Raw genomic sequence first — 19133 nt, 5'->3', positions numbered from 1 at the left:
GTGACAGGCTCCCCGCAGTGTTGCTTCGAGCACGTGAGTCAGATTCTTCGGCCTGTCGGGTGCCCCTGGGCGGTTCGGATGATTCGCGAGTCGGAGGGTGCTGGTGGAGGTCATCGTTGTGCGATGCGCAGGCATCGATGTCGGTAAGCGTGATGTCAAGGCATGTATCCGGGTGCCGGACGCGCACGGCCGTTGGCGGGTCGAGGTGCGCACCTTCACAACGATGACCGGTGATCTGTTGCGGCTGCGGGACTGGCTGGCCGCTGAAGGAATCACCACCGTCGGGATGGAGGCCACCGGAGCGTATTGGAAGCCGCCGTACTACGCGTTGGAAGACGCGTTCGACGTCCAGTTGCTCAACGCAAGGCACCTGCACAACGTGCCGGGGCGCAAGACCGATGTGATCGACGCGGAGTGGATCTGCCGGATGGTGCAGCACGGTCTGGTCCGGCCAAGCTTCGTGCCGCCGGCGCCGATCCGGCAGTTGCGGGATTTGACCCGCTACCGCACCGAGGTCGTGCGGGAACGGGTGCGGGACATCGCGCGGTTGGAGAAGCTGCTGGAAGACGCCGGGATCAAGCTGTCCGCGGTGGTGGCGGATCTGCTCGGCAAGTCCGCCCGGGCGATGCTGGAAGCCATGATCGCGGGGCAACGTGACCCGCAGGTGCTGGCCGACATGGCGCTGCGACGCATGAAGTCCAAACGGGCGCAGCTGGTCGAGGCGCTGACCGGACGGTTCACCGACCACCACGCCTTCCTGGTCCGCGCGATGCTGGACCGCATCGACGCCGCGGCCCTGACCGTGGAGCGGATCTCGGCGCGGATCAGCGACCACATCACGCCGATGCGTCGTCAAGCCGACCTGCTCGCCACGATCCCCGGGATCAGCACCCGCATCGCCGAGGTGGTCATCGCCGAGATCGGTGTCACGATGTCGGTGTTCCCGTCGGCCGGCCATCTGGCCTCGTGGGCAGCGGTGTGTCCAGGTAACAACGAGTCCGCCGGCAAGCAACTGTCCGGCAAGACCCGCAACGGCAACGCCGCGCTGCGAGCCGCGCTCGGTGAGGCCGCGTTGGCGGTCACCCGCACCAAGGACACCTACCTCGCGGCCCGATACAAACGGGTGGCCTCCCGCCGCGGTAAGAAACGCGCGATCGTCGCGGTTCAGCACTCGATGCTGATCGCGATCTGGCACATGCTCACACACGACGTCGCCTACCACGACCTGGGCGCCAACTACTTCACCGAACGCGCCGGCACCGCCAGACAGACCCGACGACTCGTCACCCAACTCAACAACCTCGGCTACACCGTCCGCCTCGACCCCATCGCGGCAGCCTGAGCCGGTGGTCGCGGATATTTTCGAGTCAGATGGGTCGATGATCCACCGCTACCGGTTCATCTCCGGGCACCACGCCACCTATGGCGTCACGCGGCTGTGCCGCGTTCTGGCGGTCGGTCGCAGGCAGGGCTACTACGAGTGGGTCGCTGCCCAGCCCGCCCGTCAGGAGCGTGCTGAGGCCGAGGACGACCTCGCTGCCGAGATCCGCACCATCCACGGCGAGCACAAGGGCTCCTACGGCTCGCCGCGTGTGACGGACGAGCTGCGCCGGCGCGGCCGCCGGGTCAACCGTAAGCGCGTCGAGCGGATCATGCGGGAACGCCGCATCGTCGGCATCACCCGCCGCCGACGGCGGTCGCTGACCAAGCAGGACACGACCGCCGCGCCCGCGCCGGACCTGATCGGCCGCGACTTCACCTCGCCCGCTCCAGGGCACCGCCTCGTCGGCGACATCACCTACCTGCCCACCCAGGAAGGCTGGCTCTACCTGGCCACCACCATCGACCTGTTCAACCGCGAGGTCGTCGGCTACGCGATGGCCGAGCGCATGCGCGCCGACCTCGTGTGCGACGCGGTCGAGCTGGCCCACCGGCGCGGTCTGGTCAAGCCACGGGCCATCTTCCACTCCGACCGCGGCTCAGTACACCTCGACCGAGTTCCGCACCACGCTCAAGTCGCTCCACATGAGAGGGTCGATGGGCCGCGTCGGATCGTGCTACGACAACGCCGTCGCCGAATCGTTCTTCGCGACCCTGAAAGCCGAGATCGGCACCCGGGTCTGGGCCACCCGGGCCGACGCGCGCCGAGCCGTGTTCGCGTACCTTGCCTATTACAACCGCAACCGTCTACATTCGACACTCAGCCACCGAACCCCGTACGAGGCCCGCGTCTGTTACGGTCAGACCACCGCCCTCGCGGCATGAAACCCCGGTGTCCGATCCTGGGGTGGAACTTCACTCGGCGGTGTTTGCGTCGCAGCCACCGCCATACCGTCTGCCACAGGTAGTGGCTGAGATAGGCGAAGGTCGCCGACGACACCTCTGGCCGGAAGTAGGCGCACCAGCCACGAACTGCCTGGTTGAGCCGTCGGATCAGCTCGTCCAGCGGCTGGTTCACCTCGACCTGCCGGCACAGCGTCTTCACCTTGGCCCACGTTCCGCAGTTGAGGGATCAACTAGCGGTAGTTTGTTGCCTGCGGCTTCTGGGCAGTAATAGCCGTGAAGTGTTCGGACTTTTGTAGGTTTGCTGAGGTGTGAGCGATGACTGTGCGTCGTCGGTGTCCACCGGCGCCGGGTTCGTTGGAGGGCTACGCTGCCCGCTTCGATGATCTGTTCGGCAGGCTGGCCCAGCGTCGGGGGTTTCGTGAGTACCTGACCGGGCTGCTCGCGCCGCGTGACCGGAACAAGACGTTGACCTGTCTGGCCGGGGCTGAGCCGGTCATCGGGGCTCAGCATCCGGCGGTACAACGGCTGCAGTTCTTCCTGTCGGAGTCCACCTGGGACCATGAGCAGGTCAACGCCCGGCGGGTGGAGTTGCTGCTGGCTGATCCCGCCACCGCGCCGCATGCCGGTGGGGTGCTGGTCGTCGACGATTCCGGTGACCGCAAGGACGGTACCGCCACCGCGCATGTGGGCAACCAGTGGCTGGGCCGCTATGGCAAGACCGACCGCGGGATCGTCACCGTGACCACCCTGTGGGCCGACGAGCGGCTGTACTACCCGCTGCATGCGGTGCCCTACACCCCCGCGCACCACTTCCCGAAAGGCAAGCACGACCCAGACTTCCGCACCAAGCTGCAGATCGCTGCCGACCTGGCCGTGCAAGCCCGTCAGTCGGGCGTGGTCTTCCGCGCGGTGGCCGCCGACTGTGCCTACGGCGACCAGGACGGCTTCCGGGCCGACCTCCGCGCGGCGGGACTGCCATTCGTCATGGCCCTCAAACCGCACCGGGGGACATGGGCCTACGCAGACCAGGCGTACACCCCCGTCGACGCTGCCCGCGACCTGGCCTGGAACAGTCCCGAAGAGCCGGGCGACTGGACGCCGGCGCCCCGGACGTTCCGCGACGGGCATACCCAGACGTGGTGGGCCGCCGAGGCGCGGCTGGGCTGGTGGGGGCCGGACGGGACGACCCGGCTGGTCGTGGCCACCGCCGACCCGGCCACCCTGCCGGAGAAGGCCACCTGGTATCTGGCCACCGATCTGCCTCGACTCGGCGGCCCCCGGGCTGTCGACAGCCCTCATCCACCCGCGGACCTGGCGGAGATCGTGTGGATCTATGGGATCCGGCACTGGATCGAGCAGGGCTACAAGCAGGTCAAGGACGAACTCGGGTGGGCCGATTTCCAAGCCCGTTCCGACACCGCCATCCGTCGCCATCAGACCCTGGTCAACTGCGCGTTTTGCTTCTGCTGGGATGCCTGGTTAGCAGATCGAGCACCGTCACAGCCAGCAGCACCACCCCCTGATCCCGGTGCTCGAGAGAGGGGACCCGCACCCGGCAGGCCGTCGGCAGCCCTGTGCTGGCCCCGAACCATCCGGGAGGTCCGCGGCTGGCTCGTTCCCTGGATCATGTTGCGGCGCTGTTGGCGGGCGTGGTCGAACAGGCCCCCACCCGCCGAGCTCCAGGCACTCCTCGACGCCGTCGCAAGTGGACAACCCCTGTACCTGTACCACCTGAGCTAACAAACTACCGCTAGTGTCACGTGATGCTGGTTGCGTTATGTCGGGTCGGTCGTTGATCCTGGTGTGATGCTGACCGAGGGCCAGACCGCGGAGTTGCGGGCGGTGATCAACAGCCGGGACGTGCCGGCGGTGGTGGCGACCCGGGCGCGGATCGTGTTGTGGATGGCGGAGGGCCGGCGCCGTAAGGACGTCGCCGGGTTGGCCGGGGTGTCACTGCCCACTGTGGACCGTTGGGTACAGCGGTACGCGGACAACGGTCTGGCCGGTCTGGAAGACGGCTCCCACGCCGCGCCGCGGGAGCAGGTCCCGGCCGCGGTGAGGGCCCGGGTCCTGGCGCTGACCCGTGCCACACCGCCGGTGGAGACCGGGTTGTCGCACTGGTCGTCCCGGCAACTGGCCGCATACCTCAAACGGGCCGAGGGCGTGTCGGTGTCCTGGCACTACGTCGCGAAACTGTGGCGGGACAACAAGCTGCAGCCGCACCGGCAGGGCACCTTCAAGCTGTCGAGGGACCCCCGCTTCGCCGAGAAGGTCGCCGACATCGTCGGGCTCTACCTCGACCCGCCCGGCGGCGCGGTCGTCCTGTCGATCGACGAAAAGACCCAAGTCCAAGCTCTGGACCGGACCCAGCCGTTGCTGCCGCTGGACTTCGGGGTGACCGAGCAACGCACCCACGACTACCGACGGCACGGCATCACCAACCTGTTCGCCGCCCTGGACGTCGCCACCGGGCAGGTCACCGCCGACTGCCAGCCCGTCCGCGACGGCGCCCGGTTCCTGGCCTTCCTGCGCAAAGCCGTGAAACCCCATGCCGGCAAAGAGATCCACGTGGTGCTGGACAACCTGTCCACCCACGGCACCCCCGAGGTCCGGGCCTGGCTGGCCGCACACCCGAACGTCACGTTCCACTACACCCCGACCGGCAGCAGCTGGCTGAACATGATCGAGATCTGGTTCGGACTCATCACCCGCCAGTCCATCCGCCGCGGCACGTTCACCTCGGTCAACGCCCTCATCGTCCGCATCCGCGACTACGTCGCGCACTGGAACGCCGAAGCCAAGCCATTCACCTGGACCGCCACCGCCGACGAGATCCTCGCCAAGGTCCGCTGGGTCCAGGCCAGCGTCAAACAACTCGTCGAGAACAACGCGAAGTAACGACACCAGAATCACGCGACACTAGCGGTAGTTTGTTAGCTCAGGTGGTACAGGTACAGGGGTTGTCCACTTGCGACGGCGTCGAGGAGTGCCTGGAGCTCGGCGGGTGGGGGCCTGTTCGACCACGCCCGCCAACAGCGCCGCAACATGATCCAGGGAACGAGCCAGCCGCGGACCTCCCGGATGGTTCGGGGCCAGCACAGGGCTGCCGACGGCCTGCCGGGTGCGGGTCCCCCTCTCTCGAGCACCGGGATCAGGGGGTGGTGCTGCTGGCTGTGACGGTGCTCGATCTGCTAACCAGGCATCCCAGCAGAAGCAAAACGCGCAGTTGACCAGGGTCTGATGGCGACGGATGGCGGTGTCGGAACGGGCTTGGAAATCGGCCCACCCGAGTTCGTCCTTGACCTGCTTGTAGCCCTGCTCGATCCAGTGCCGGATCCCATAGATCCACACGATCTCCGCCAGGTCCGCGGGTGGATGAGGGCTGTCGACAGCCCGGGGGCCGCCGAGTCGAGGCAGATCGGTGGCCAGATACCAGGTGGCCTTCTCCGGCAGGGTGGCCGGGTCGGCGGTGGCCACGACCAGCCGGGTCGTCCCGTCCGGCCCCCACCAGCCCAGCCGCGCCTCGGCGGCCCACCACGTCTGGGTATGCCCGTCGCGGAACGTCCGGGGCGCCGGCGTCCAGTCGCCCGGCTCTTCGGGACTGTTCCAGGCCAGGTCGCGGGCAGCGTCGACGGGGGTGTACGCCTGGTCTGCGTAGGCCCATGTCCCCCGGTGCGGTTTGAGGGCCATGACGAATGGCAGTCCCGCCGCGCGGAGGTCGGCCCGGAAGCCGTCCTGGTCGCCGTAGGCACAGTCGGCGGCCACCGCGCGGAAGACCACGCCCGACTGACGGGCTTGCACGGCCAGGTCGGCAGCGATCTGCAGCTTGGTGCGGAAGTCTGGGTCGTGCTTGCCTTTCGGGAAGTGGTGCGCGGGGGTGTAGGGCACCGCATGCAGCGGGTAGTACAGCCGCTCGTCGGCCCACAGGGTGGTCACGGTGACGATCCCGCGGTCGGTCTTGCCATAGCGGCCCAGCCACTGGTTGCCCACATGCGCGGTGGCGGTACCGTCCTTGCGGTCACCGGAATCGTCGACGACCAGCACCCCACCGGCATGCGGCGCGGTGGCGGGATCAGCCAGCAGCAACTCCACCCGCCGGGCGTTGACCTGCTCATGGTCCCAGGTGGACTCCGACAGGAAGAACTGCAGCCGTTGTACCGCCGGATGCTGAGCCCCGATGACCGGCTCAGCCCCGGCCAGACAGGTCAACGTCTTGTTCCGGTCACGCGGCGCGAGCAGCCCGGTCAGGTACTCACGAAACCCCCGACGCTGGGCCAGCCTGCCGAACAGATCATCGAAGCGGGCAGCGTAGCCCTCCAACGAACCCGGCGCCGGTGGACACCGACGACGCACAGTCATCGCTCACACCTCAGCAAACCTACAAAAGTCCGAACACTTCACGGCTATTACTGCCCAGAAGCCGCAGGCAACAAACTACCGCTAGTGCGCGGAACCAGGCATTGAGCTGCGACAACTCACGGCTACCTAGTGGCAAGGCGTGTCACTAGGCGAGGACGTTTCCGCAGGTCAACGGCCTCGGCGGTGCTCCCTGCCCCGTCAGGCGGGAGGTGTAGTGGCATGGATCCTATCGACTCGTTGAACGTCAATTGTCGATGGGTGGGCGCGTCGCGCCCAGTCCTGTATGGCAAACTGCCCACGAATCGAAATTCGGCTTAGCTTGAGATTTAACCAACGGCCCGGACGATCAGAAGATCGTCCGGGCCGTTTCGGTGTGTCGCAAGGATATGGGTACGGCCACCCGTGATCATTCGGAGTGCTGAAGCTTCGAAGGATGCGGGGTGGCCGTGGGGCCTACTATGCCAGGTTTGAAGGCCGTGGTGGCAACGGATGCCTCGGTGTGTCGTGCGGCGTTGGTCGCGTTCCGGGCCGGGTTGTATGCGTGCTTCGACAGACGCGCGGACGCGTTGTTCGAGCTCGTGGATGCGGTGTTGACCGTCGAGGGTCCGGTGGACTCTCTGGTGGAACTGTCGCAGGAGAAGGTGTTCCGGCGTGGACACGGGGCGTTGTATGACGCGCTGGCTTGTGGTGACCTCGACGTTGAACAGCTGGCTGGGCTGATCGCGTCGTCGTGGCAGCCCGCCGACGACGGTCCGGTGAAGATCGCGGTGGATACCTCGGCGTGGCCACGGCCGGACGCGGTGACCTCTGCGGGGCTGTGCCACTGCTACACCTCCTGCCGTTGCGACGGATCCCGCAAGACGATTCCGGGCTGGCCGTTCTCCTTCGCCGCCGGGTTGGAGTGGGGTGCCTCGTCGTGGACCGCGCTGCTGGACGCGGTGCGTATCGGCCCCGACGACGACGCGACGGTGGTGACCGTCGCCCAGATCGGCAACGTGCTCGCCCGCCTGGACGCGGCCGGGACGCTCGCGCGGCGGCCCGCGCCGGTGTTCACGTTCGACTCCGGATACGACCTGACCCGCATCACCTATCTCGCCGAACGCGATGGTCTGGGTGTGCAGGTCCTGGGTCGGGTGCGCAGCGACCGGGTGTTCTATGCACCGGCACCCAAGGGGCGCAAGGACGGCCGCCCGGGCCGGCCCAAGAGACACGGCAGCCGTTTCGAACTGTCCAAGCCGGCATCGCTTCCGGCACCCACTCAGCGGCTGCGTGGGCAGAACCCGCGATACGGCGAGGTGATGGTCAGCGCGTGGCACGGGCTGCACCAGAAACTGTCCAGACAGGCCGGCTGGACCGGCTTCGAGGGGGTCCTGCCGGTCGTGGCTGGCACCGTGATCCGCATCCAGGTCGAGCGTCTGCCCGGCAACCGGGCGCCGGAAGACCTGTGGCTGTGGCACACCGCACCACCGGGCATCGTCTTTGACCTGGACCTGCTGTGGAAGACCTACCTTCGCCGGTTCGATGTGGAACACACCTTCCGGCTGCTCAAGTCCAGTCTGGGCTGGACCGCCCCGCAGATCCGTACTCCACAACAAGGTGAACGCTGGACATGGCTGATCCTGGCCGCACACGCACAGCTGCGGCTGGCGAAGACTCTCACGACCGATCTACGCCGTCCCTGGGAGAAGACGATCCCTGCCGGGCGGTCGATGACCCCTGGACGGGTCCGCCGGGGTTTCCGTAACCTGCGCCGGCATCTGGGCACTCCGGCCAGTAGGCCGAAAACGACCACTCCCGGCCCCGGCCGTCCCAAGGGCAGCACCCGGCCCCCACGAACCCGCTACCCAGTCGGCAAGAAGAAGTCCACAGTGGACATTCTGAAAGCCCGCAAGCAGGCACTCAAAGGATAAAACTCAAGCTTAGAGCGACCGGCGATAGGTGTCATTTGAGTCGGCGGGTGGTTGGTCGGGTGTCCCAGCGGTAGAGCGTGCGGGCTCGTTGGATGAGTTGACGGATGGTGACGATCGCGGCGGCCAGGTACAGGTAGAAGTCGACGATCGTGGCGTCGCGGTCGGTGCAGCGGCGGATCTTGCCGAAGCTGTTCATCCATGAGTTCGTGCGCTCGACGACCCAGCGTTTGCCGATCTGGATCGGGGCGGGTACGCCCTTGCGGGCGATCTGCGCGTCGAAGCCGAGTTCGTCGAGCAGGTCACGGCAGCGGTTGTTGTCGTAGCCGCGATCCAGGTGTGCGGTGACCTGCTCAGGCCAGCGGTGGCGCAGTTGGGTGCTGCACGCTTCGAAGGTGTCACGCAGCAACGGCGAGTCGTGCCGGTTGGCGCTGGCGCCGGTCATCCCGAGTGGGATGCCGTAGCCGTCCACGCCGGTCGAGCGTTTCATACCGCCTTTGCCGCGGTCGACCGGGGACCGGCCAGCCTGGTCCCCGCCGCACGGCGCTTTCGTGATGGCGCCGTCGGCGCTGACATCGGTCAGGTCCAGCCCGATCATCCGGTCGTAGGCGTCCAGGGCAAGCTCGTGGACCTGTTCACCGAGACCGGCATCGGCCCACAACCGCAGACGCCGGCGGATCGTCCGGTCCGAGCAGGCATCCGACGCGACACGTTCATAGCCGGACCCGTGCACCAACGCAGCGATGACGTGCTCGAACACCACCCGGTCCGGGATCCGGCGGCGGTGGCAGCCCAGAGGATGCGACGGGTCGAACTCGGGTTGCTCAGGCCACAGCGCGGCGAACTGGACCCAGACAGGCTCGAACAACGAAGATGGCAGCGCAGGCACGGGACTCCATCGGTCACGAAGCGTAGAGAACTCCGATGATCGATGAACCCGTGCCTGTCCTACATCCCGGGCCTCAACCCGCCCGAATCCTGACACCTATCGCCGGTCGCTCTTAACGACCGCACCGACGCGTTCGAGCGCGCGGTAGGTGGCCTGACCTGGGCAGATGCTCCGACCTAGTGACACGCCCTACCACCAGGTAGCCAAGGGTTTCTGCAGCTCAGACCCCAGAGGCGTGGGACTAGTCACCTCCGCAACTGCGGAACCCGGGCTTGGCCATCACCGCTTTCAGCGACTTCCTGGCCGGGTAGGTATAGACGAAGTACCGGTCGGTCCCCCTCTTACGATGACGCCGGATGCGCCACCCGAGGAAGTCCACGCCCTCGTCGATATGGGTGATCAGCGTCTTGTCAGGCGACAGGCGCAGGCCCATCGTCGACAACACTCGAACGATCTCGTCCCGCAGCGTCACGGCGTCGGACTGACTGCCTCTGATCATCAGGCACCAGTCGTCGGCTTATGCCGAGGTCCGGGTTATGCCGATGTTGGTGTCGGATCGGCTGGTCAGGGCGGTGGGCGGCGTCCCGCCATCGGCATAATCCTGTGGTGTTTGCGGGTGGTGTGCCTGTCTGGAGTGATCGGTGTTCCTCCAGGTAGGAGATGATCATGGGAACGGATGCGGGTTCGGGCTGCGGGCAGCCCGACGTTGTGCTGTTGGCTGAGTTCCGAGGCTGGCTGGACCGGGAGCGGGGCTTGTCGCCGGTGACGGTGCGCTGTTACTCCAAGCAGTCGAAGGCGTTCCTGGCTGGGATCGGCGGGGCCGCGGCGGTCGGTGAACTGGACGCGGGGAAGGTGACTGCGTTCATGGTGGACTGGACGCCGGGTCGCAACACGTGGACGGCGAAAGCGATGGTGACGTCGCTGCGGGCGTTCTTGCGGTTCGCCCACGCGACTGGGCGGATATCAGTTGCTCTGGCGGGGGCGGTTCCGGCGATCGCGTCGTGGCAGATGGCCTCGCTGCCCCGAGGCCTGAAGGCAGTGGAGATCGAGCGGCTACTGGCCAGCTGTGACCGGGACACGCCGGTCGGCTCGCGCGATTACGCGGTCTTGTCGCTGCTGGCCGGGCTCGGCCTGCGGGGTGCCGAGGCCGCCGGTCTGCAGGTCGGTGACATCGACTGGCGGGCCGGGGAGATTGCGGTCACCGGCAAGGGCAGCCGGACCGAGCGGCTCCCGCTGCCGGTCCCGGCTGGGGAGGCCCTTGTCGCGTGGCTGGAGCACGGGCGGCCGAGGTGTGAGTCGCGGTCGGTGTTCGTGACGGTCCGGCGGCCCTACCGGCCACTGACGGCGGAGGCGGTCCGGGCCGTCATGGGCAGGGCATGCGGGCGGGCCGGCCTGCAGCGGCGGGGAACGCACCGGTTCCGGCACGCACTGGCGACCGAGATGCTGCGGGCGGGGGCATCGCTGCCCGAGGTCGGACAGGTGCTGCGGCACCGCAGCATGCTGTCGACCTCGATCTATGCCAAGGTCGACCAGAACGCGCTGCGCCCGCTGGCCCGGCAGTGGCCTGGAGCCGGTCGGTGAGCGCGCTGCGGGCCAGGGCCGAGGAGTACCTGGTCATGCGCAGGGCGCTGGGCTTCAAGCTGGAGAGCTGGGGGCCGCGGCTGATGAGCTTCGTCCGGTTCTGCGAGGACCATGGGGCCACGACGGTAACCATGGACCTGGCGGTGCAATGGGCGACCTCGACCGCCAGGGGCAGCGACCACGAGGCATACCAGGCCCGCCGTCTTGACGTGGTGCGGATCTTCGCTCGCTACCTGCAGCCGCTGGATCCTGCCACTGAGGTCCCGCCCGAGGACGTGCTGGACCGCCGCCAGTGGCGGGTTCCGCCCTACCTCTACTCCCCGCAGGAGGTCACCGCTCTGATGGACGTGGCCAGGACGCTGCGGCCCGCGTTCCGAGGGCTGACCTGGCGCACGCTCATCGGCCTGCTGGCTGTGACCGGCGTGCGGCAGGGCGAGGCCTGCCGCATGCGCCGCGGCGACGTCGACCTGAACGCGGAGACGATCGTGATCGAGGACTCCAAGTTCGGAAAGTCCCGCATGGTGTTCCTGCACCCGACCGCGGCCGCTGCCCTGCGCGCCTATGAACGGGCCCGGGACGAGGCGTTCCCTCGGCCGACCGCGGGCACGTTCCTGGTCAACAGTCAGGGCCGGCCACTGGACCGCCGCAACACCCCCAAGACGTTCGCGCAGCTGGTCACGGCAGCAGGGATCAAGGCTCCTGCTGGGCGGCGGCCCCCGCGGTTGCATGACCTGAGGCACGTTTTCACCGTCGCAACGTTGCTGGACTGGTACCGCGACGGCAGCGACGTCCAGGCCAGGCTCCCGGTCCTGTCCACTTGGCTGGGGCACATCGATCCGAAGTCCACTTACTGGTACCTCTCGGCCGTCCCGGAACTGCTCGCCCTGGCCGCCACCAGGTTGGAGCCCACCGGGCAGGACGCGAAGGTGACGTCGTGACCGACCTCGCTCCTATCCTGCAGGGGTTCTTCACCGACCGGCTGGCCCGACAGAAGAAGGCCAGCCCGAACACCGTCGCCGCCTACCGGGACACCTGCCGCCTCCTGCTGGCCTTCGCCCGCGACAAGACCGGCAAGACACCCAGCCGGCTCAGCCTCGCCGACCTGGACGCCACCCTGGTGGGCGCGTTCCTGCACCACCTGGAAGAACAGCGGGGAAACGGCAGCGCCACCCGCAACGCCCGCCTGGCCGCGATCCACTCGCTGTTCAAGTACGCGGCCCCGAAGGCGCCTGAGCACGCCGCCACCATCAGCCAGGTCTTGGCGATCCCACCGAGGCGACGCGAACGGGCCATCGTCAGCTACCTCACCGCCGAGGAGATCGACGCACTGGTCGCGGCCCCCAGCCGCGAGACCTGGCACGGCCGCCGCGACCGGGCCCTGCTCCTGATCGACGTCCAGACCGGCCTGCGGGTCTCCGAGCTCACCGGTCTGAAACGCCACGACATCCACCTGGACGCCGGGCCGCACGTCCGCTGCCATGGCAAGGGCCGCAAAGACCGGGCCACCCCGCTGACCACCCAGACCGTCAAAGTGATGCGGACCTGGCTCGCCGAGCTCAGCCCCGACCCCGCCGGCCCGCTGTTTCCCACCCAGTCCGGCGGACGGCTATCCCGCGACGCCGTCGAACGCCTCGTCGCAAAGCACGCCGCTACCGCCGCAGACAGCTGCGCGTCGATCAAGGAGAAGCAGGTCACTCCGCACACGCTGAGGCACTCCGCCGCCATGACGCTCTTGAAGGCCGGAGTTGACACCTCCGTCATCGCCCTCTGGCTCGGACACGAAGGAACCGAAACCACCCAGATCTACCTTCACGCCGACATGACCATCAAGGAACAAGCCCTCGCCCGCGTCCAGCAGCCCGGCACCAGCCCCGGCCGATACCGGCCACCCGACACCCTGCTCGCGTTCCTCGACAACCTCTAACCACCGCCACCACCCACCGGGTTATGCCGATGGCGGGACGCCGCCCACCGCCCTGACCAGCCGATCCGACACCAACATCGGCATAACCCGGACCTCGGCATAAGCGGACTTATGCCGAGCTCGGCATAAGTCGGCATACCGGACCAGCTTGAAGTTCGGCATGCCTCGCCGCAGCCGCCCGGCCCTGACACCCGGGCTGGAGTTCGGACCTCCGGGCTGCTGGGCGATGTGCTCGTCCAGCACCGCCAGGGCGATGTTGCTGACCAACGGGGACAGGATTGACCCTTATGAACAGTGCTGGGTTATGCGCAGCGTCGGCCTGTCGGTCCTGGTCAGGGCGGAGCTGGGGGTCGAGCGCTGCGCATAACGCGCCGAGGATCTGATCAGGGTCGGCATGGTGCCGGCTCGCGTGATCGGAGGTCGGCTGTGATGACGGCTGTGTCTGCGCTGGTGTCGGGTTTGGACGCGGAGTTGCGGCGTCTGGGCTACAAGGACTCGACGTTGGTCTGGTATCGGGGCTGCTGGCGCCGGATGGAGAGGTTCTTCGCTGCCCGTGGCGTCGAGGAGTTCTTCCTGGACGTGGCGATGGCGTGGGTCGATGAGGCGTGTGGCTTCTTCGACAAGGAGCGGGCGGGCGCGCTCAAACCGAATGATATCTATCTGTTCAGGGTCGCGCAGATGCTGGGCGATTACGCGTTGCACGGGGCGGTGCTGCGCCGCTACTCCCGGTCCGTGGCCAAGCTGGACGGGGAGGGCGCCGACGCGGTCGTGCGGTTCCAGGCGTGGCTGCGCTCCGCTGACCGCGCCGTATCGACCGTGCGGGTGTATGCGACGGTGGCCGGGGAGTTCGTCGCGTTCGCCGGCACCCATGGCGGGCTGGCTCGTTGCGACGCCGCGACGCTCCAGGCGTTCGTCGCCACCCTCGCGGGATACCAGGTCAAGACTGTCGAGCAGAAACTGTGCGCGGTGCGGTCCTTCCTCCGGTTCGCCTGCGCCGGCGGCCTGGTCGACGCCGCTGTCCTGGAAGCGGTCCCGGCGGTGCGGTCCAGCAAGCGGGTCAGGGTCCCGTCGGTGTGGGATCCCGGCGACGTGGCCAGGATCCTGGACGCGATCGACCGGGGCAATCCGTGCGGGAAGCGGGACTACGCGATTATTGTGCTGATCGCCAGGCTCGGGCTGCGCGGCGTGGATGTCAGACGGCTGGAGTTCGCCGACTTCGACTGGCCGGGCAACCGGTTGAGCGTGGCGCAGGCCAAGACCGGGCACCGGGTGCAGTTGCCGTTGCTCAAAGAGGTCGGCTGGGCGGTGATCGACTACATCCGTCATGGTCGGCCGGTCTGCGACTACCCGCAGGTGTTCCTGCGGCACCACGCTCCGATCGGACCGTTCTCCGAGCAGGACCATCTGCATCAGATCCTGGTCAAGCACGCCCGGGCGGCGCACGTTGCGGTGAGTGAGCAACGCCGCCACGGCATGCACTCGCTGCGGCACACCCTGGCCACTCGGTTGATGGAGGACGGCACGCCGGTCGAGCAGATCGCCGACATCCTCGGTCACCGGTCGGTGCAGTCGACTGGCGTGTATTTGAAGTCGTCGCTGGGTCTGCTAGCCACGTGCGCCCTGGACCCGGACGCGCCGGTGCAGCAGGCGTCACGATGAGCGCCGACATCACCATGACCGACGCGATCACGGCGCTGGTCGCCCAGAAACGCGCCCTCGGCTACAAATACGCAGCCGAAGAACGGGTGCTGGCCCGGTTCGCCGCGTTCTGCCGCAGCGAGTTCCCCGGACTGGCCGCGCCCACCGAGGCTTCGGTCGAGGCGTGGCTCGCGGCCGCCCGGCGGCGCGCAGTCACGCCGGCGACCCTGCAGGGCCTGGCCGCGCCGGTGCGGGAGTTGGCCCGGTGGCTTCACCGCCAGGGCGTGCCGGCCTACGTCCTGCCCAAAGGTGCGCTGCCCAGACCCGGCCGTTACGTCCCGCACATCTACACCGATCAGGAACTGGCGGCCCTGTTCACCCAGACCGACCGCTGCAACTCCTGTTCCCAGGTCCCGTTCCGGCATCTGGTCATGCCAGTGCTGTTCCGCACGATCTACGCCTGCGGGCTGCGTGCCTCCGAAGCCCGCCTGCTGCGCGTCGACGACGTTGACATCACCACCGGCGTGCTGCAGATCCGCGACGCGAAGGGCGGCAAAGACCGGCAGGTGCCCGTCAGTGCGCCGCTGCGCGTGAGGCTCGCCGACTACCACGCCCACGTCGCCGGCCGCTCGGGCGCAGACTGGTTCTTCCCCGGCACGGCCGGAAAGCCGCTGACACTCGGGAACATCGACAAGAACTTCCGCCGATTTCTGTGGCAGGCCCGCATCTCTCATGGTGGTCGAGGCCACGGCCCCCGCGTCCACGATCTCCGCCATACCTTCGCGGTCAACAACCTGCGTTCCTGGTTCGCCCACGGCCAGGACGTCGGCGCGTTGCTGCCGGTCCTGCAAACCTACCTGGGCCATTCCTCGATCGCCGACACCGCCTACTACCTCAGGCTGACCGCCGAGTCCTACCCGGACGTCACCGCCCGAGTCCAGCAGGCCACCGGCGACGTCGTCCCGCCCCTCACCACAGGGCCGTGCCATGGCTACTGACTTCGCGGTCTTCCTGCGCCGCTTCCTCACCACGCACCTGGCCGGGATGCGCGGCTGCTCACCCAACACGGTCGCGTCCTACCGCGACACGTTCAAACTCCTGATCGCCTACTTGCGCGACGAAAGGTCAATCCCCGCAGCCAAGCTCACCCTCGATCACGTCGATGCCGCCGCTATCACCGGGTTCCTTGAATGGCTCGAGGCCAGCCGGCACAACAGCGCGTCGACGCGTAACCAGCGACTGGCCGCGATCAGCTCGTTCTGCACCTGGATGCAAACCGAGGACCCAGCCCGGATGGCCTGCTACCAAGACATCCTCGCCATCCCCACCAAGAAGCAGGCCCGCCCGGGCGTCAACCACCTGACCGTCGGGCAGACCCGTCTGCTGCTCGCTCAACCCGACCGGTCCACCCACCGCGGCCGACGCGACGCGACCCTGCTCGCCACGCTCTACGACACCGCCGCCAGGGTCCAGGAAATCGCCGACCTCACCGTCCGCGACATCCGTCTCGAACCCCCCGCCATGGCCGCCCTGACCGGGAAAGGCCGCAAGACACGCCACGTCCCCCTGATAGGCAACACGACAGCGATCCTGGCCGCCTACCTGGCCGAACATCGCCTGGACCGACCCGGCCACGACGACCACCCGGTGTTCTTCAACCAGCACCGCAGCAAGCTCAGCCGTGGCGGCATCGCCTGGGTCATCAGCAAATACCTGGCCAGGACAGACAACCCGCAACTCGCCGGCGCCGACGTCAGCCCGCACACCCTGCGCCACAGCAAGGCCATGCACCTCTACGAAGCAGGCGTCCCCCTGCCCTACATCCGCGACATCCTCGGACACATCGACCTGTCCACCACCGAGATCTACGCCCGCGCCTCGACCGAAGCGAAACGCAAAGCCCTCGAAGCCGCCTACACCGACACAACCTCCGACGACCTGTCCGAATGGAACCAAGACCCCGGACTGCTCGACTGGCTCACCAACCTCTGACCCGAACACCCACGCGTTATGCGCAGCGCTCGACCCCCAGCTCCGCCCTGACCAGGACCGACAGGCCGACGCTGCGCATAACCCAGCACTGTTCATAAGGTTCATTATGTTCAGCTGAACATAATGAACCTTGCGGAGTTCCGGCGTTGGTTTCCCGAAGCTGTCGATCCTCACCAAGGATCCCAGCTTTCAGGAACGCCTTCACCAGGTCCAGGACGCGCTTGTCAGCGATCCGGCCACGAACCCGCCCCATCAGGGCGGCATGGTCGATCTCATCGAAGCATGCCTTGATGTCACCTTCCACGATCCACTCGTAACTGCGTGGCCTCGTCGCCAGATGACGGATCTCGGCGACCGCGTCATGAGCCCGGCGCCCCGGACGGAACCCATAACTACATGGGAGAAAGTCCGCCTCAAAGATCGGCTCCAACACCAGCTTCACAGATGCCTGAACCACCCGGTCGGTGATCGTCGCGATCCCCAACCGGCGTAGCTTCCCGCCCGGCTTCGGGATCATCCGCTCCCGCACCGGCAGCGGCCGGAAACTACGGTCCTTCAACGAGACCCGCAGCCCGTCGAGGAACTCCTCGACGCCGACGCGCAACACGATGGACAGCGCTGTCCGCCCGTCCACCCCAGCGGTCTTGGCACCCTTGTTACTCCGCACCCGATCCCACGCCACCAACAGGAACGCGGGATCGGTGACAAGGTTGAACAGGTCGCCGAACGCTCGATGAGGATCATCACGCGCCCAACGGTGCAGCTTGGTCTGGATCTCCAGCACCCGATCCTCAGCCCGCAACAGAGCCAACTCCGGATCGACGGTATTCACCGGCGACAACCTCCTGGCATTCCAGCATCCGCACTGCGTGACTTGCTGGCCTCCTTCGCCCTGCGTCCGGCTCTCCCGGACCCCGGCGGCGGGTCGTCACACCCGCAACTACTACGAGGCCTCCGCCCCGACCGGTCACCCATCAGCGGCAACACGCCTGCCGACCCCATCCTGGACGGACGGGAATCCGGCGGGCGCCGGTCGGTTCCCACGTTCACCAACAATCGATCGGCCAGGGAGGCGCCCAGCTATACCCCGGCAGCATCGCCACGGCTACGCCGCAGACCTTCACCATTGCCGCCCCACCATCGGAGCTAAACGGCTTCGGAGTCGACCAGCCCAGGATCGTGCTGATCGTGCGCTGCACACCGGCCCATATCCACCAGGTTGGAGCCGGCTTCGCTGTTACGGAGCGTCAGACACTGGTTCACCCGCGTTACACCTTCTGGCCTCGCCTCGACGAACCCGCACCGTCTGGCAGTCCCGGCACGTCCCGCCTTTGCCAGGGCCGCTTGCCACCCTCACCGCCATTGCGCGGCTCGGGCTGCCCTCAGGCTTCAACCGGGCCGCTGCGACGGCCCGGCGGGAAGGTCTCTCACCCTCCTCGATCAATCAGCGCTACGTGGCGCACAGCTCCGAGGCGAAATACGCGCTCGCCGCCTTCAGGATCTCGTTCGCCCGCCTCAGCTCAGCGTTCTCCCGCGCCAGCCTGCGGTTCTCGTCGAGGAGGTCACTGGACGGCCGGTCGGTGCGCTCACCGGCGTCGGCCTCAGCCTGCCGGATCCAGTTCCGCAACGCCTCCGGATGCACGTTGAGCTGCTCGGCCAACCGGCGGATCACCGGCTTCGGGTCCGACTCCCGATACAACCGCACGGCACGTTGCCGCAGATCAGGTGAGTACTTCTTCGGTGCTGGCACGAATCTTCCTTCCCACGGCCCATCAGACCATGATCAAGAAGCTCCATGAAAGCGGGGGTGGCTCTACCTTGCCGGTGGCGATGTCGAGGGCCGGCGAAGAGGCTGGTGGTGCCGTGGCGGATTTAGTCGTGGGTCTGCCGGCCCGGTGCGGCGGGCATCATCGGCAGTACCGGCGCGGTGCGGTCCAGGGCCTGGATCTGTGATTTCTCGTCTACCGCGAGGACCATGGCGGCGTCGGGCGGGTCGAGGTACAACCCGACGATGTCGCGGACCTTGTCGATGAACAGTGGGTCGGTCGACAGCTTCCAGCTGTCGACCTGATGCGGCTTGAGTCCGAACGCCCGCCAGATGCGGGAGACCGCGGTCTGGTTCAGGCCCACCGCCCTGGCCATCGACCGGGTCGACCAGTGACTGTCCTGATTGGACGGTGACTCTTCGAGCGTTTTGGTGATGACCGCTTCGACCTGAGCATCGCCGATCTTCCGGGGTGCGCCGGGGCGCGGCTCATCGAGCAGCCCGTCGACCCGCTCGGCGACGAACCGCTTGCGCCACTTGCCGATCGTTGGCAGAGACACACCGAGTTTGCGTGACGCCTCGCTGTTGGACAGCCCGTCCGCGCACGCCAGTACGATCCGCGCACGCAACGCCAAGGGCTGTGCCGTCTTCGGACGCCTGGCCAGGCCTTGCAACTCCTCCCGCTCCGCAGCCGTCAGCTCCAGCGTCGCCAGCTTCGGGCCACGACCATCACCCATGCCAAGCAATCTATCAACGAATCAACGACTCAGCACACTAGACAGGAGGCAGAAA

Annotated in this window: 17 protein-coding genes and 2 pseudogenes; 12 read left to right on the top strand and 7 right to left on the bottom strand. The window is 67.4% G+C overall.

All coding sequences use genetic code 11. The features are described from left to right. Positions 1–103: 103 nt before the first annotated feature. The 3 genes and pseudogenes from ACQEVZ_RS59065 (at position 104) to ACQEVZ_RS59055 (ending at position 2265) form a co-directional block, all read left to right on the top strand. Entirely contained in the window at positions 104–1342 is a 1239-nt protein-coding gene (locus ACQEVZ_RS59065; protein ID WP_433376106.1) for an IS110 family transposase, read from the top strand. A gap of 37 nt (positions 1343–1379) precedes the next feature. Further along, positions 1380–1973 (top strand): annotated as a pseudogene (locus ACQEVZ_RS59060) (IS3 family transposase); the annotation flags it as partial. Between the two features lie 52 nt (positions 1974–2025). Continuing rightward, positions 2026–2265 (top strand): integrase core domain-containing protein, encoded by a 240-nt coding sequence (locus ACQEVZ_RS59055; protein ID WP_433385645.1) that lies wholly within the window; start codon positions 2026–2028, stop codon positions 2263–2265. On the opposite strand, the gene ACQEVZ_RS59050 is transcribed toward ACQEVZ_RS59055, so the two are convergent. Then, on the bottom strand, positions 2201–2458 hold the full coding sequence (locus ACQEVZ_RS59050) for a group II intron maturase-specific domain-containing protein (protein ID WP_433386216.1): 258 nt from the start codon (positions 2456–2458) through the stop codon (positions 2201–2203). The two genes, ACQEVZ_RS59055 and ACQEVZ_RS59050, sit on opposite strands and share 65 nt — an antisense overlap. A 143-nt stretch (positions 2459–2601) precedes the next feature. Here ACQEVZ_RS59050 and ACQEVZ_RS59045 point away from each other — a divergent pair, with 143 nt between their 5' ends. Together ACQEVZ_RS59045 and ACQEVZ_RS59040 are read left to right on the top strand one after the other, a co-directional pair. After that, the gene (locus ACQEVZ_RS59045; RefSeq protein ID WP_433376502.1) at positions 2602–4026 is read left to right on the top strand and encodes an IS701 family transposase; all 1425 of its coding nucleotides are present in this window, start codon (positions 2602–2604) and stop codon (positions 4024–4026) included. Between the two features lie 66 nt (positions 4027–4092). Then, complete coding sequence (locus tag ACQEVZ_RS59040; RefSeq protein WP_433376193.1) at positions 4093–5184, top strand: IS630 family transposase; 1092 nt, start codon at positions 4093–4095, stop codon at positions 5182–5184. A gap of 21 nt (positions 5185–5205) precedes the next feature. On the opposite strand, the gene ACQEVZ_RS59035 is transcribed toward ACQEVZ_RS59040, so the two are convergent. Then, the gene (locus ACQEVZ_RS59035; protein ID WP_433383984.1) at positions 5206–6645 is read right to left on the bottom strand and encodes an IS701 family transposase; all 1440 of its coding nucleotides are present in this window, start codon (positions 6643–6645) and stop codon (positions 5206–5208) included. A 476-nt stretch (positions 6646–7121) separates the two neighbouring features. Here ACQEVZ_RS59035 and ACQEVZ_RS59030 point away from each other — a divergent pair, with 476 nt between their 5' ends. Further along, positions 7122–8555 carry an NF041680 family putative transposase gene (locus tag ACQEVZ_RS59030; RefSeq protein ID WP_433386196.1) on the top strand — a complete coding sequence of 478 codons (1434 nt, stop codon included), beginning with the start codon at positions 7122–7124 and terminating at the stop codon, positions 8553–8555. Between the two features lie 31 nt (positions 8556–8586). Here the strand turns inward: ACQEVZ_RS59030 and ACQEVZ_RS59025 are convergent, their stop codons facing one another. Together ACQEVZ_RS59025 and ACQEVZ_RS59020 are read right to left on the bottom strand one after the other, a co-directional pair. Then, positions 8587–9441 (bottom strand): IS5 family transposase, encoded by an 855-nt coding sequence (locus tag ACQEVZ_RS59025; RefSeq protein ID WP_433385642.1) that lies wholly within the window; start codon positions 9439–9441, stop codon positions 8587–8589. A 241-nt stretch (positions 9442–9682) separates the two neighbouring features. After that, positions 9683–9913, bottom strand: coding sequence for a hypothetical protein (locus ACQEVZ_RS59020; protein WP_433385639.1), 231 nt, complete (start codon positions 9911–9913; stop codon positions 9683–9685). Between the two features lie 242 nt (positions 9914–10155). Between ACQEVZ_RS59020 and ACQEVZ_RS59015 the strand changes: the two genes are divergently transcribed. The 6 genes from ACQEVZ_RS59015 (at position 10156) to ACQEVZ_RS58990 (ending at position 16576) form a co-directional block, all read left to right on the top strand. Further along, the gene (locus tag ACQEVZ_RS59015) at positions 10156–11022 is read left to right on the top strand and encodes a site-specific integrase (protein ID WP_433376184.1); all 867 of its coding nucleotides are present in this window, start codon (positions 10156–10158) and stop codon (positions 11020–11022) included. Then, a complete protein-coding gene (locus tag ACQEVZ_RS59010; RefSeq protein WP_433376181.1) occupies positions 11019–11960 on the top strand; it encodes a tyrosine-type recombinase/integrase in 942 nt (313 codons plus the stop codon). Before ACQEVZ_RS59015 ends, ACQEVZ_RS59010 begins: the two co-directional genes overlap by 4 nt. After that, positions 11957–12946, top strand: coding sequence for a tyrosine-type recombinase/integrase (locus ACQEVZ_RS59005; RefSeq protein WP_433376178.1), 990 nt, complete (start codon positions 11957–11959; stop codon positions 12944–12946). The genes ACQEVZ_RS59010 and ACQEVZ_RS59005 overlap by 4 nt, the downstream gene beginning before the upstream one ends. Before the next feature lie 429 nt (positions 12947–13375). Continuing rightward, positions 13376–14605: a site-specific integrase gene (locus tag ACQEVZ_RS59000; RefSeq protein ID WP_433376094.1), complete on the top strand. Its 1230-nt coding sequence runs from the start codon at positions 13376–13378 to the stop codon at positions 14603–14605. Then, a complete protein-coding gene (locus ACQEVZ_RS58995; RefSeq protein ID WP_433376097.1) occupies positions 14602–15582 on the top strand; it encodes a tyrosine-type recombinase/integrase in 981 nt (326 codons plus the stop codon). Before ACQEVZ_RS59000 ends, ACQEVZ_RS58995 begins: the two co-directional genes overlap by 4 nt. After that, positions 15572–16576: a tyrosine-type recombinase/integrase gene (locus ACQEVZ_RS58990; protein WP_433385636.1), complete on the top strand. Its 1005-nt coding sequence runs from the start codon at positions 15572–15574 to the stop codon at positions 16574–16576. Before ACQEVZ_RS58995 ends, ACQEVZ_RS58990 begins: the two co-directional genes overlap by 11 nt. 16 nt (positions 16577–16592) lie before the next feature. On the opposite strand, the gene ACQEVZ_RS58985 is transcribed toward ACQEVZ_RS58990, so the two are convergent. The 3 genes and pseudogenes from ACQEVZ_RS58985 to ACQEVZ_RS58975 all read right to left on the bottom strand — a co-directional run. Further along, positions 16593–17408: a reverse transcriptase domain-containing protein gene (locus tag ACQEVZ_RS58985; RefSeq protein ID WP_433385633.1), complete on the bottom strand. Its 816-nt coding sequence runs from the start codon at positions 17406–17408 to the stop codon at positions 16593–16595. A 618-nt stretch (positions 17409–18026) separates the two neighbouring features. Further along, entirely contained in the window at positions 18027–18326 is a 300-nt protein-coding gene (locus tag ACQEVZ_RS58980) for a transposase (RefSeq protein WP_433385630.1), read from the bottom strand. A 64-nt stretch (positions 18327–18390) separates the two neighbouring features. After that, a pseudogene (locus tag ACQEVZ_RS58975) lies at positions 18391–19078 on the bottom strand (IS630 family transposase); the annotation flags it as partial. Positions 19079–19133 lie beyond the last annotated feature (55 nt).

Origin of the sequence: Dactylosporangium sp. CA-152071 (genome assembly GCF_050936335.1) — a bacterium.
Lineage (GTDB): Bacteria > Actinomycetota > Actinomycetes > Mycobacteriales > Micromonosporaceae > Dactylosporangium > Dactylosporangium maewongense.
The sequence above is the reverse complement of the archived record's forward strand: the minus strand, read 5'-3'. Positions and strand labels throughout refer to the sequence as shown.